This window comes from Pseudomonas sp. NPDC090208 (genome assembly GCF_044746785.1).
Lineage (GTDB): Bacteria > Pseudomonadota > Gammaproteobacteria > Pseudomonadales > Pseudomonadaceae > Aquipseudomonas.
Window position 1 is genome coordinate 211,514 of sequence record NZ_JBIVCU010000011.1, and the last position, 12,614, is coordinate 224,127.

Annotated in this window: 12 protein-coding genes; 4 read left to right on the top strand and 8 right to left on the bottom strand. The window is 61.4% G+C overall.

All coding sequences use genetic code 11. The annotated features are described in order from the left end of the window. Positions 1 to 6 precede the first annotated feature (6 nt). Positions 7 to 720, bottom strand: coding sequence for an ABC transporter permease (locus tag ACIPL0_RS19445; RefSeq protein WP_400597834.1), 714 nt, complete (start codon positions 718 to 720; stop codon positions 7 to 9). A 321-nt stretch (positions 721 to 1,041) separates the two neighbouring features. On the opposite strand from ACIPL0_RS19445, the gene ACIPL0_RS19450 reads away from it, so the two are divergent. Then, positions 1,042 to 2,625 (top strand): peptide chain release factor 3, encoded by a 1,584-nt coding sequence (locus ACIPL0_RS19450; protein ID WP_400597832.1) that lies wholly within the window; start codon positions 1,042 to 1,044, stop codon positions 2,623 to 2,625. A 140-nt stretch (positions 2,626 to 2,765) separates the two neighbouring features. Here the strand turns inward: ACIPL0_RS19450 and ggt are convergent, their stop codons facing one another. The 3 genes from ggt to ACIPL0_RS19465 all read right to left on the bottom strand — a co-directional run bounded on the left by ggt (position 2,766) and on the right by ACIPL0_RS19465 (position 6,791). Continuing rightward, positions 2,766 to 4,433, bottom strand: coding sequence for a gamma-glutamyltransferase (gene ggt / locus ACIPL0_RS19455; RefSeq protein ID WP_400597830.1), 1,668 nt, complete (start codon positions 4,431 to 4,433; stop codon positions 2,766 to 2,768). Positions 4,434 to 4,733: 300 nt separating this feature from the next. Continuing rightward, positions 4,734 to 5,633, bottom strand: coding sequence for an NAD-dependent epimerase/dehydratase family protein (locus tag ACIPL0_RS19460; RefSeq protein WP_400597829.1), 900 nt, complete (start codon positions 5,631 to 5,633; stop codon positions 4,734 to 4,736). 231 nt (positions 5,634 to 5,864) lie between these two features. Next, positions 5,865 to 6,791 carry a DMT family transporter gene (locus tag ACIPL0_RS19465; protein ID WP_400597827.1) on the bottom strand — a complete coding sequence of 309 codons (927 nt, stop codon included), beginning with the start codon at positions 6,789 to 6,791 and terminating at the stop codon, positions 5,865 to 5,867. Between the two features lie 114 nt (positions 6,792 to 6,905). Here ACIPL0_RS19465 and ACIPL0_RS19470 point away from each other — a divergent pair, with 114 nt between their 5' ends. Then, entirely contained in the window at positions 6,906 to 7,787 is an 882-nt protein-coding gene (locus tag ACIPL0_RS19470) for a LysR family transcriptional regulator (protein WP_400597825.1), read from the top strand. Positions 7,788 to 7,956: 169 nt separating this feature from the next. Here ACIPL0_RS19470 and ACIPL0_RS19475 read toward each other — a convergent pair whose 3' ends face one another. Together ACIPL0_RS19475 and ACIPL0_RS19480 are read right to left on the bottom strand one after the other, a co-directional pair. Beyond that, positions 7,957 to 8,853: a LysR substrate-binding domain-containing protein gene (locus ACIPL0_RS19475; protein WP_400597823.1), complete on the bottom strand. Its 897-nt coding sequence runs from the start codon at positions 8,851 to 8,853 to the stop codon at positions 7,957 to 7,959. 61 nt (positions 8,854 to 8,914) lie between these two features. After that, entirely contained in the window at positions 8,915 to 9,478 is a 564-nt protein-coding gene (locus tag ACIPL0_RS19480; protein ID WP_400597821.1) for a TetR/AcrR family transcriptional regulator, read from the bottom strand. A gap of 94 nt (positions 9,479 to 9,572) precedes the next feature. Here ACIPL0_RS19480 and ACIPL0_RS19485 point away from each other — a divergent pair, with 94 nt between their 5' ends. Then, a complete protein-coding gene (locus ACIPL0_RS19485; protein WP_400597819.1) occupies positions 9,573 to 10,217 on the top strand; it encodes a glutathione S-transferase in 645 nt (214 codons plus the stop codon). A gap of 55 nt (positions 10,218 to 10,272) precedes the next feature. Here the strand turns inward: ACIPL0_RS19485 and ACIPL0_RS19490 are convergent, their stop codons facing one another. Beyond that, positions 10,273 to 10,857, bottom strand: a complete 585-nt coding sequence (locus tag ACIPL0_RS19490) for an NAD(P)H-dependent oxidoreductase (protein WP_400597817.1) — start codon at positions 10,855 to 10,857, stop codon at positions 10,273 to 10,275. A gap of 204 nt (positions 10,858 to 11,061) precedes the next feature. Here ACIPL0_RS19490 and ACIPL0_RS19495 point away from each other — a divergent pair, with 204 nt between their 5' ends. Continuing rightward, positions 11,062 to 11,376 (top strand): putative quinol monooxygenase, encoded by a 315-nt coding sequence (locus tag ACIPL0_RS19495; RefSeq protein ID WP_400597814.1) that lies wholly within the window; start codon positions 11,062 to 11,064, stop codon positions 11,374 to 11,376. A 15-nt stretch (positions 11,377 to 11,391) separates the two neighbouring features. Here ACIPL0_RS19495 and ACIPL0_RS19500 read toward each other — a convergent pair whose 3' ends face one another. Further along, on the bottom strand, positions 11,392 to 12,156 hold the full coding sequence (locus tag ACIPL0_RS19500) for a sulfite exporter TauE/SafE family protein (RefSeq protein WP_400597812.1): 765 nt from the start codon (positions 12,154 to 12,156) through the stop codon (positions 11,392 to 11,394). Positions 12,157 to 12,614: the final 458 nt, after the last annotated feature.

The window sequence follows — 12,614 nt, forward strand, 5'->3', positions numbered from 1 at the left end:
ACCGGCTTAGCGAGCCAACCCTCGTTCCAGCCACAGGCGACTCGCCAGAGTCACCGCGCCGTCGAGCAACAACGCCAGCAATGCGGTACACGCAGCACCCAGCACCAGTTGAGGCTGATTGTTCAGGGCGATGCCGGGGAAAATCAGGCTGCCCAGGCTGTTGGCACCGATGAGGAAGGCCAGTGGCGCGGTGCCGACATTGATCGCCAGGGCGACCCGCACACCGCCGACGATGATCGGCACGGCGTTGGGCAACTCGACACGCCACAACACCTGACGCGGTGTCATGCCGATGCCGGTGGCGGCTTCCTTGAGAGAACCCTGTACGTTTTTCAGGCCTTCGTAGGTGTTGCGCACGATGGGCAGCAACGAGGCGAGAAACAGGGCGAAGATCGCGGGTCCGCTGCCGATACCCAGGACGCCCAGGGCAATGGCCAGCACCGCAAGAGGAGGAACAGTGTTCCCGATGTTGAAGATCTGCATGAAACGTTCGGCGCGGCCAACCATGTTCGGTCGGCTGAGCACAATGCCGGTCGGGATTCCGACCACCAGTGCCGCCAGCATCGATGCCAGTACCAGCATCACGTGGGCTTGCAGGTAAAACAGCAGATCATCCTGATACTGCTTGAGGGTGCTGATGCCTATCCAGTGCACCAGCAGGGCCAGGAGTGCGATGACGATCGCAGCTCCCAATAGCCCCTTGCCATAGCGATTAGCCACAGGCGGACTCCTTATTTCAGTCGGCGAACGTATCGCGTGCGATGGACCGGTGGGCCATCTGCGAAGGTTCGCGAAGAGCAGCGGGTGGGGTCGCCGGTAAGGGCGAAAACACGAGCCATGAGCGCAGCTTCGTCAAGCTAACTTGCTGATTTTGCGTCCCTTGGCACCTTGCGTTGCCAGGGAGTGGACGTCTCCGGAACCGCAAAGGTTCCCACGCGAGATGCTATTTGGCCACCCTTGATTGACTGAACGGTTCGGTTATTGACTTCGTTTGGGCTATAATCGCCGCCCTTTTTTGAATCACCTCTCGGGCGATTTCCCATGACCAGACAGGCCGCCGAAGTCGCGAAACGCCGCACTTTCGCCATCATTTCCCACCCGGACGCCGGTAAGACCACCATCACCGAAAAACTGCTGCTGATGGGCAAGGCCATTGCCGTCGCCGGTACGGTGAAGTCCCGCAAGTCCGACCGCCATGCCACCTCCGACTGGATGGAGATGGAGAAGCAGCGCGGCATCTCCATCACCACGTCGGTGATGCAGTTCCCGTATCGCGAGCACATGATCAACCTGCTCGACACCCCGGGCCACGAAGACTTCTCCGAAGACACCTACCGCACCCTGACCGCGGTGGACTCGGCGCTGATGGTGCTCGACGGCGGTAAGGGTGTAGAACCGCGGACCATCGCCCTGATGGACGTCTGCCGTCTGCGTGACACGCCGATCGTCAGCTTCATCAACAAACTCGACCGTGACATCCGCGACCCGATCGAACTGCTCGACGAAATCGAAGCGGTCCTCAAGATCAAGGCCGCGCCGATCACCTGGCCGATCGGCTGCTACCGCGACTTCAAGGGCGTGTACCACCTGGAAGGCGACTACATCATCGTCTACACGCCGGGTCACGGCCATGAGCGCACCGAGACCAAAATCATCCAGAAACTGGATTCCGACGAAGCCCGCGCCCACCTCGGTGACGAATACGAGCGCTTCCTCGAACAGCTGGAACTGGTGCAGGGCGCTTGCCACACCTTCGATCAGCAGGAGTTCCTCGACGGTCAGCTGACCCCGGTGTTCTTCGGTACCGCGCTGGGCAACTTCGGCGTCGACCATGTGCTCGACGCGGTGGTCGACTGGGCACCGCTGCCCCTCGCCCGGGCCGCTCACGAGCGCACCGTGGAGCCGGTGGAAGAGAAGTTCTCGGGCTTCATCTTCAAGATCCAGGCGAACATGGACCCCAAGCACCGCGACCGCATTGCGTTCATGCGCATCTGCTCGGGCAAGTACGAGAAAGGCATGAAGATGCGCCATGTGCGCACCGGCAAGGACGTGCGCATCGGCGACGCCCTGACCTTCTTCTCCAGCGAGCGTGAGCAACTGGAAGAGGCTTACGCCGGCGACATCATCGGTCTGCACAACCACGGCACGATCCAGATCGGCGACACCTTCAGCGAAGGCGAAGCCCTGGGCTTCACCGGCATCCCGCACTTCGCGCCGGAGCTGTTCCGCCGTGTGCGTCTGAAAGACCCGCTGAAATCCAAGCAACTGCGTCAGGGTCTGCAGCAACTGGCCGAAGAAGGCGCGACCCAGGTGTTCTTCCCGCAGCGCAGCAACGACATCATCCTCGGCGCCGTCGGTGTGCTGCAGTTCGATGTGGTCGCCAGCCGCCTGAAAGAGGAATACAAGGTCGAGTGCGCCTACGAGCCGATCACCGTGTGGTCAGCCCGCTGGATCGATTGCAGCGACAAGAAGAAGCTCGAAGAATTCGAGAACAAGGCGGTGGAAAACCTGGCACTGGACGGCGGCGGTCACCTGACCTACCTGGCTCCGACCCGGGTCAACCTGGCGCTGATGGAAGAACGCTGGCCGGACGTGAAATTCCGCGCGACGCGTGAGCACCATTAAGGCCTGACACCGATATGAACCTGTAGGAGTGAGCTTGCTCGCGATGACGTCCGTCCAGACACATCAATGCTGGATGACACAATGCAATCGCGAGCAAGCTCACTCCTACACGGGTTTGCGTCACGGCATCAAAATCCCGCTCACTTCACCACCATCCCCACTCCCCGCCCGCGCGGGTCGGCTGCGGTTTCGATCTTGCTGCCGTTGATCCTGATCGCCTGCACGTTGCCCATCGACCAGCCCTGATCCTTCAGCGTGTAGCCCATCGCCTTCAGTTCACCAGCGACCTTGTCGCTCAGTGGCGCGAATTTCTCGGTGTAGATCGTGTCCTTCGGCAGCAACTGATGGTGTACTCGCTGCATCGCCACCGCGTCTTTCAACGGCAGGTGGTAGTCATAAAGGTTGTTCAGCACCTGAAACACTGTGGTGAAGATCCGCGAGCCGCCCGGTGTGCCGAGCACCAGCGTCACCGCGCCGTCGCGGGTCACCAGGCTCGGGCTCATCGAGGACAGCATGCGCTTGCCCGGCTCGATGGCATTGGCGTCGCCGCCCACCACACCGAACGCATTGGCGACACCGGGCTTGGAGCTGAAATCGTCCATCTCGTCGTTCATCAGGAAGCCGGCGCCCCTGACCACCACGCCGCTGCCGTAGTCCCAGTTCAGGGTGTAGGTGTTGCTGACCGCGTTGCCTTTGGCATCGACGATAGAGAAGTGCGTCGTCTGGTGCGACTCCAGCCCGGCCTTGACGTTTTCCGTTGGCGAAATCGCGTTCGGGTTGACCTCGCGGGCGCGCTGCACCAGATACACGTGATCGGTCAGCTCCTCCACCGGCGCCTTGGAAAAGTCCGGGTCACCGAGGTAGTTGGCACGGTCGGCGAACACGCGCTTTTCGATTTCCGCCAGCAGGTGGATGTAGCGCGCCGAGTTCAGCGGCACGTCCTTGAACTGTTCAGCCAGCTCCTGCTTGATGCCGATCAACTGCGCCAGCGCCACCCCGCCGGAACTCGGCAGCGGCGCGGTGTACAGGGTGTTGCCGTTGAAGTTGACGTGCAGCGGCTTCCGCCACACCGCCTTGTAACCGGCCAGGTCGTCCTTGGTGATCAGCCCGTTGTCGTGCTGCATCTGCGCCACCAGCAGGTCGGCGGTCTGGCCCTGATAGAACTCGTCGGCGCCCTTGTCGGCGATGCGCTCAAGGGTCTGGGCCAGTTCCGGCTGACGCAGGGTTTCTCCAGCCTTCATATTGCCGAAGTAGTCGCCGAAGTTGGTCTTGCCCTCAAGCTGCTTGATCGCCGCTTCGCCGTACAGGTACTGCTTGTCGGCGACCTTGAAGCCATTCTTCGCATAGCCGATGGCCGGGGTCAGCAGTTCGGCCCACGGCAGCTTGCCGAATTTACGGTGCGCCTCCCACAGGCCCATCACCGTGCCGGGCACACCGGAGGCACGGGCACCGACCAGACTCAGGCCGGGAATCACCTCGCCCTTTTCGTCCAGGTACATGTTGCGGCTGGCAGCCTTGGGCGCGGTTTCACGGTAGTCGAGGAAATACGGTTTGCCGTTCATGAACAGGGTCATGAAACCGCCCCCGCCGATATTGCCGGCTTCGGGATAGGTCACGGCGAGGGTAAAGGCGGTGGCGACAGCGGCATCGACGGCGTTGCCGCCTTTTTTCAGAATCTGCGCAGCGACTTCAGCACCGTACTGGTCAGGCGAAGCGACGGCGCCGCCTTCCAGCACGACGGCATACACCGGTGAACTCGCGGCAAAAATCACCGACAGGGCGAGGGTCTTGAGAGTCACGACTCGCATGGGCATTCCTTCTTGGACAGAGGCGACAGCTTGTTACGGAAGGGCTGTCTGAACGCTGAAGAGACTACCTCTGCGGGCCTTTCGATGGGATGAAAATATTGCTTGAACGCAAACGACCACCCGAAGGTGGCCGCATACATTGTAGGAGTGAGCTTGCTCGCGATTGCGTTCTGACAGATACATCTGCGTATCTGATGTACCGTAATCGCGAGCAAGCTCACTCCTACAGTTCAGGCGTCATTCAACATTGCAGCGCCTGATCTGGTGCATTCGCCAGCGAGCCGGCTCCTACAAGTTCATTCAAGCGCGGATCATTTCATTGCGGATCCAGTCAATCACCGACGTACGCTTCGGCGCCCAGCCCAGCAGTTCACGGGCGTTCTTGCCACGCACCCGGCTGTTGGAGCCCAGGCCGTAGTTGGCCATTTCGTAGCCCCACTCGGCTTCGGCGTCTTTCAGTGGCCAGTCCTGCGCTTTGCCCAGACCAGTCGCTTCACCGATGGCATTGCTCATGTCGGCAAACGCCGCTTCGCCACTTTCGACGAAATAGAAGGTGCCAGCCGGGTTCTTCTCCAGTGCCAGCGCATACAGCTCGACCACGTCATCGATGTGTACGTTGGACCAGATGTTGCCGCCGCTGCCGACATGGCGCACCACGCCGCTCTTGCGTGCCTGTTTGAGCAGACGCGGCAGTTGCACGCTGTCGCGGTCGACGCCCTGGCTGTGGCCGTAGATCAGGGTGTTGCAGAGTACGGCGGAACGTACGCCGTCTTTGGCCGAGGCCAGAACCAGATCGTCGATGGCCACCCGTGGCGCCTTGTCTGGCGTGGCGGGCGGCAGTTGACCTTCGTAGTAGACTTTGTCGGTGCCCTGCCCGCCCGAGGCGTCGCCGACGATGCTCGAACCGCTGGTGTGCAGGAACGGTTTGTTGGAGCCCTTCAGGCCTTCGATCAGCGCTTCGACGGCGCCGCGATGGTCACTGCTGGCGGCGTTGATCACGCCATCGGACTTCCGTGCCTGGGCGACCAACAGGTCCTTGTCGTCCAGCGTGCCGATGACCGCGTCGATGCCCAGAGCCTTGAGCTCGTCCGCCTGTTCGGCGCTGCGCACCAGACCGGTGACGTGATGGCCCTTGTTGACCAGGCCGGTTGCGATGGAACCACCGATAAAACCTGCTGCGCCGGTAATGAAGATGTTCATGAGCGAACTCCTGTGCCGAGTAAATGATGGACACAGTATCGGCGCGGGATTCGTTGCGAAAAACAGCTGCCAGGCCAAATGACTCTTGCGCACAGATCACGAATCGCATCTCCCTTGTAGGAGTGAGCTTGCTCGCGATCGCGGCGTGTCAGTGACTTAGATGTATCTGTCAGAACGCAATCGCGAGCAAGCTCACTCCTACAGGAAATACCACCACGCCCCAAGCCCTCATCAATATCTCTCCCGCCGCAGATTCAACGCCAGCACACTGCTCAACACCACCAGCGCCCCGACGATCACCATCGGCGAAGGCATTTCGCCGAGCAGCACCGAGGCGATCGCAATTGCCATCGGCGGAGTCAGGTACAGGCTCATGGTCGCGCGGCTCACCTCAAGGTGCTTCAGCACATAAGCCCAGGCCAGGTAGGCCAGCGCACTGGGGAACAAGCCCAGCACACCCACCGCGACGTTGACCCGCAGCGGCGCATTGAGGATTTCGCCGAGCAGCCCCGGCAGGTAGATCAGCAGAAAAAACGTCCCGGCCCAGATCGTGTAGCAGACCATGGTCAGCCCGTCATAACGGTGGCTGTAGCGCTTCTGCAGGGAGAAATACAGGCTCCAGGAAAACGCCGCCAGCAGGATCAGCAAGCCCCGAGGGTCGATGTGACCGAAGCCGCGATCACCGAGGATGACAATCGCCACACCGACCAGCCCCCAGGCCACGCAGGTCCAGCGCCAGACGCTGACCCGCTCCTTGAACACGAAATGCGCGAGCAAGGCGGTGAACAGCGGCATCGACTGGATCAGCACACTGGACGCTCCGGCGCTGACGCCCGGCTGGCCGAAATTGAGCGCAATGTGGTGCAGGCTGACCGCGAAAAAGCCCAGTACCGCCAGCAGCGGCAAGTCTCTGAGTCGCGGCAGGGCGATTTTCATCGACGAGGCGATCAGCGCCATGAACAGCGACGCGATGATGAAGCGCAGCAAGGCCAGGTGACCGGGATCATAGCCCAGCAGACCGATGCGGATGCCGGTCGGCGAATAGCCCCAGCAAGCGATCACGAACAACGTCGCCAGGGCGACTTTCAAACCCTGCCAGCGCACCTGTGGATAGTCCACGGCGGTGACCGCCAACCCCGTTTCATTGACCGCGCTCATGCTCTTGCTCCTGCCGACAGGCGCTGTGCCTGTGCTTCTGGCGAGGAGTATCGAAACAACTTATGCTCACCACAACCGAACAATAATGACGCAACCATTCACTTTTGGTGAGCTATGGAACTGGCCCAGATTCGCATGTTCAAGACCGTCGCCGACAGCGGCAGCATCGCCCGTGCCGCCGAGTTGCTGCACTGCGTGCCGTCCAACATCACGGCGCGGATCAAGGCGCTGGAAGCCGAACTGGGGACCGAGCTGTTCTTCCGCCATGGCCGGGGGTTGCGCATCAGCCCGGCCGGGGAAATCTTTCTGAATTACGCCGCGCGCATGCTCAGCCTGGCCGAGGAAGCCAAGCGCGCGGTGCATCCGGACGCCACGCCGTCCGGGCCGTTGCGCATCGGTGCCATCGAGTCGTCTGCCACGTCACGGTTGCCACGATTGCTGGCGCGCTTTCACGCCCGCTATCCCGACGTGTCGCTGGAGTTGACCACCGGCACCGGTCCGCAACTGCTCGATGCCACCCTCAACCACAAGCTCGACGGCGCGATTGTCGCCATCGACGTCAAGCGCCCGCGCCTGAAACGCACCTCTATGTACCGCGAGGATCTGGTCCTGATCGCCGCCGAATCCCTGGGGCCGATCCGCAGCGCGGCGGACCTGCAAGGCAAGTCGATATTCATGTGGCCGGAAGGCTGCCCGTATCGCGCGGCGCTGGAGCGCTGGCTGCTGAACAACGGCCAGACCCAGCCGATCATCAGCATCGCCAGCTACGGCACCATCGTCGGTTGCGTCAGCGCCGGTGCCGGCGTGGCCCTGGTGCCCAAGGGTGTGTTCGAGCAGTACCACAAGGGCTCGGGTTGGGTCGGTTACGAATTCCCGGAACTGACCTCCATCGACAACCTGTTCTACTGGCACGAAAACGCCGAACACCACCCGGCGCGGGAGGCGTTTGTGGAGATGTTGCGCCAGGAGTTCGCAGGCGTTCGCCAACCTCTGTAGGAGCCGGCTTGCTGGCGAACCAGGTGTGTCAGTCAATACGGTTTAGCACGTCAATCGCATTCGCCAGCAAGCCGGCTCCCACGGCCTTCGGCCAGAAGCGGGTGATGCGTACCCATGACACCCCGCGGATGCATCCATTCAACCCCGGAAGCCCGCAAAGGCAATCCGTTCACGCGGCATACACCGCCAGCTTCTGCTGAATGAAATCGAGAAAACACTGGATGCGCAGGGCCAGTTGCGAGTTGCGGTAGTACACCGCGTGGATCGGCTGGCGATAGCCGCTGTTGGCCTGGGGCAGGATGACTTTCAGCCGGCCTGAACGGATGTCTTCGTGGGTCATGAAATGCGACAGGCAGACGATCCCCTCCCCCGCCAGCGCCAACTGCCGCAAGGTCTCGCCACTGGAAGCACTGACCGTCGGCTGAATAAACAGGCGGTCACCGTCGGCATGCCGCAGCGGCCAGTGGTTGAGGGTTTCGGTCTGGGTGAAGCCGAGCAGCGAATGCCCGCCGAGCGCCTCGACCGTCTTCGGTGTGCCGTGTTTTTTCAGGTACTCGGGGCTGGCCAGGATGTTCAGCGGGCTGGTCCCCAACGACCGCGCATGCAGGGTCGAGTCGGCCAGATCGCCGATACGGATCGCCACGTCGGTGCTCTGCTCCAGCAGGTCGATGATCAGGTCGTTGCTGTTCAACTCCAGCTGGATGTCCGGGTACAACGCGCGGAACTCGGCCACGTAAGGCACGATGGAATGCAGCATGAACGGCGACGCCGCGTTGATCCGCAAACGCCCGGAAGGCATCTGCTGACGCAGCGCCATGCGCTCTTCCAGCTCTTCCATCTGGCCAAGGATTTGCCGCGCCCGTTCGAGGAAGAACTTGCCCTCTTCGGTCAGGTCCATGCGCCGCGTGGTGCGGTTGATCAGCGTGGTGCCCAGCTTGCTTTCCAGCCGCGACAGCGTGCGGCTGATGGCCGACGGGGTCTGGCCCATCTGCTCGGCAGCAGCGGAAATCGAACCGCTTTCGATCACCGTGACAAACACCTGCAATTCATCGGATCGGGCTTTCACTGTTGTCCTCCACTCAAAACCCGATGGAGATTAGCGGCATGACAGGCAAAAGCCAGCGCCCTCAAGGCAACAGCCCCGCCGCGTGATACGCCGCGATGGTCGAATCGAACACGCCGATATCGCCGCGACCACGGGCCACCAATTGCGCACCTTCCGCCGCTGCGAAAATCGCCAGCGCCTGTTGCCGTCGCGCGTCATCGCTCAGGCCGGGGCGACAGGTCGCCAGCACGTCGCTCAGCCAGTCCACGTTGGCCTGGGTGAACGCATCTACCTCGACCCGCACTTCCGGCGGCAAGTCGTCGTACTCGGCGGACATGATCCCGCACAGGCACATGCGATTGTCGTTGAGCAGCGCCATGCGAAAGATGTTGGTGTAGCCCTGCATCCACAGCTTCAGATCGTCCGAATCGGCACGCAGGCCGCTCAAATACTGGACGCCGTCCTCGGTGTAGCGCTTGGCGATGGCCGCGCCCAGATCGCCCTTGGTGGGGAAGTGATAGTGGATGCTCGCGCTCTTGATGCCGATTTCCTTGGCCAGCTCGCGGAAGCTCAAACCGTTGTAGCCACGGGTCTGCACCATTTTTCGGGCGACGGCCATGATCGTTTCGCGGGTATCGGAGGTCATGAATTTACCTTCCTATCGATAGATAGACGTTGACAGCGAAAATACTTGTCGCGCATTGTATATCTACCAGTAGATAGACAGCTATGGAGCTTGCATGAAAGTTTTCGATATTCCCGGTTTTCCCAACCCGCTGCGCGTACGCATTGTCCTGGCCGAAAAGGGTCTGGCCTCGCAGGTCGAGTTCATCAAGGTCGATCTGCCGGCGGCAGAACACAAGCAACCGGCGTTTCTCGCCATCAACCCGACCGGCACAGTGCCGGTGCTGCAACTGAGTGACGGCACCAACATTTCCGAATGCACAGCCATCACCGAATACCTCGACAACATGGACGGCAATCCGACGCTCACCGGCAAGACGCCGAAGCAGAAAGCAATCATCCACATGATGCAAAAACGCGCCGAATCCGAGCTGGCTGATCCGGTCGGCATCTACTTCCACCACGCCACCCCGGGCCTGGGCGAAGCACTGCAACCGTACAAGAGCCCGGACTGGGCGGGCCGCGTCGAGTGGGGTGGCCGTCAGCGCGACAAGGCCGTCGCTGGCATGAAGTATTTCGATCAGGTCCTGCGCAGCCAGCCTTACGTGGCCGGTGACCAGTTCTCCATGGCCGACATCACCGTGCTGTGCGGGCTGATCTTCGCGGGTTTTGCCAGCATCGCCATCCCTGAAGAATGCACCGCACTGCTGGCCTGGCAGGCCAAGGTCCAACAACGTGACAGCGTGAAAAACCCGGCTTGATTCACCCGAGCCTGCGCCGGCCGTCGAGGCGGCGCAGGCTCCGGACGTCAGGCTTTCAGACGCCGAACACCGAAGCCAGATGCGCTTCGTAGCGTTTCACGTCGTTTTCGATGTTCGGCACCTTCATCACATCCACCGCCAGGAACGTCGGCAAACCAGTCATGCCGAGGAATTGGTTGGCCTTGTGGAACGGGAAATACACCGCGTCCACGCCTTTGCCTTCGAAGAAATCGGTCGGGTCGTCGAACGCCTGCTGCGGCGCGTTCCAGGTCGCCGAGATCATGTATTGCTTGCCGTGCAACAGGCCGCCGCTGCCGTATTTCTGCGAGCTGTCGGAGCGGGTGCGGCCATCGTTGGCGTACAGGCTGCCGTAGCCTTCGGTGAAGACTTCATCGATGTACTTTTTCACGGTCCACGGCGCGCCCATCCACCAACCCGGCATCTGCCAGACGATCACGTCGGCCCAGAGCATTTTCTGCACTTCTTCAGCGACGTCGTAACCGCCGTCGACGAAAGTCTGCTGCACGTCGAAACCGGCGCGATCCATGAACGCCAGGGCGGCGTCGTGCAGGGTCAGGTTGTAACGGCCGTCGGAGTGGGCGAACTGCTTGCCGCCGTTGATGAACAGAATCTTCTTCATGCAAAAAGCCTCGTCAAGAATCAAGCAGAGGCCCGTCGCAGAGCGCCTGATTGAGAGTGGTCAATTCGGAATGGACGGCAGGATAGCGATTTGCGATTCATGCAAAAACCCGCGCACGAGCAAAATACATTTGCTTCACAAGCACGAATTCATGAGGGATTGTTGACTTAGAATCTGGCCACTTTCAGTTCAGGAGGCCGCCCCATGAGCGAGCTGCACGGTTTCATCCTTCACGCCCAGACCAAGCCGGAAAAAGCCGCCGAGTTCGAAGCGCTGTTCAGCGGCTATGTCGCTGCAAGCCGCAGCGAAGAAGGCTGTATCGAATACCACATGCTGCGCGACCGGGAAGACCCCACGCTGTTCATCTTCTATGAGATCTGGCAATCGCAAGCGCATGTGGACGTGCATTCGGCGCTGCCGCACATGGCCGCCTTCTTCGAACAGCGCATGGATTATCTGGTGCGCGATTTCGACATTCGCCGGGTCGACATGATCAGCCCGTCGTCGGCCGTACGCTGACACAGACCTCGCGCATCAGCCGCTGATCAGCAGGTGCAGACCGAGCAGCGCCATGCCGACGAAAAACACCCGCTTGAACAGCACAGCGCTGATGCGCTGACGCAGCCATTGCCCCAGCATCATGCCCACCAGCGCGGGCGCCACGGCCAGCAATGAAGCGCCCATTTCCGCGCCGCCGACCGCGCCGTTCCAGAACAGCCCGGCGCCCAGCGCCAGGGTCGACACGGTGAACGACAGGCCCAACGCCTGCACCAGTTGGTTGCGGTCCAGCCCCAGGCCCTGAATGTACGGCACCGCCGGAATCACGAAGACGCCGGTGGCCGAGGTGACCAGTCCGGTGACGAAACCGCACAGCGGCCCCAGCCAGGGCTCGGCACGGGGCGGCACCTTCAGCGGCGGCAGAAACAGGCCACACAGCGCATAGACGAACAACGCACCGCCCAGAGCGCGGCCCATGGCATGACCGCCGCCCAGGCCGAGCACCGACGACCCCAGCACGGTGCCGAACACAATCATCGACAGCAGCGGCCACAGGCGCCTGATCGACTCGCGCAGATGGCCGCCCACCGCCAGTTGCCAGAGGTTGGTGAAGGTCGACGGAATCAGCAGCAACGCCGCAGCCTGCGTTGGTAACATAGCCACACCAAGCAAACCCATGGCGACCGTGGGCAAGCCCATGCCGATCACGCCCTTGACAGTGCCGGCCAACAAAAAGGCCAGCAACACCAGAGCAGAAAGGCTCCAGCCGATATCCTGATACAGCGCAAATAAAGTATTCATGCCGCCATCCTGAGGCCAGTGCTGCGCTTTGAAAATCTGCGATATATTGAGCCAGCCTTCGGATTTAACAGAGCCATGACTCACCACCTGCTTTGTGGGAGGGAGCCCTGCTCGCGAAGACGCCAGTCCGGACACCACAACACCGATATACAAACGCCGTACTTGTAGGAGCTGGCTTGTCCTGCGAGCAGCGGGGAACCCGTCGTAAATCCGGTAAATGCGGTGTGTCAGGCAAAACGCGCGCACAGGTTTTACGACGACTCCGTCGCCGGTCGCAGGGCAAGCCAGCTCCTACAGGGGATCGTGGTGAATCAGGCGATATGCAGACGCCGTACTTGTAGGAGCGCGGCTTGTCCCGCGACCGGCTGCGAAGCAGTCGTAAATAAGGTAAACGCGGTGTGCCAGGCAAAACGCGCCCGCAGGTTTTACGACGGGTTCCCCGTCGGTCGCAGGGCAAG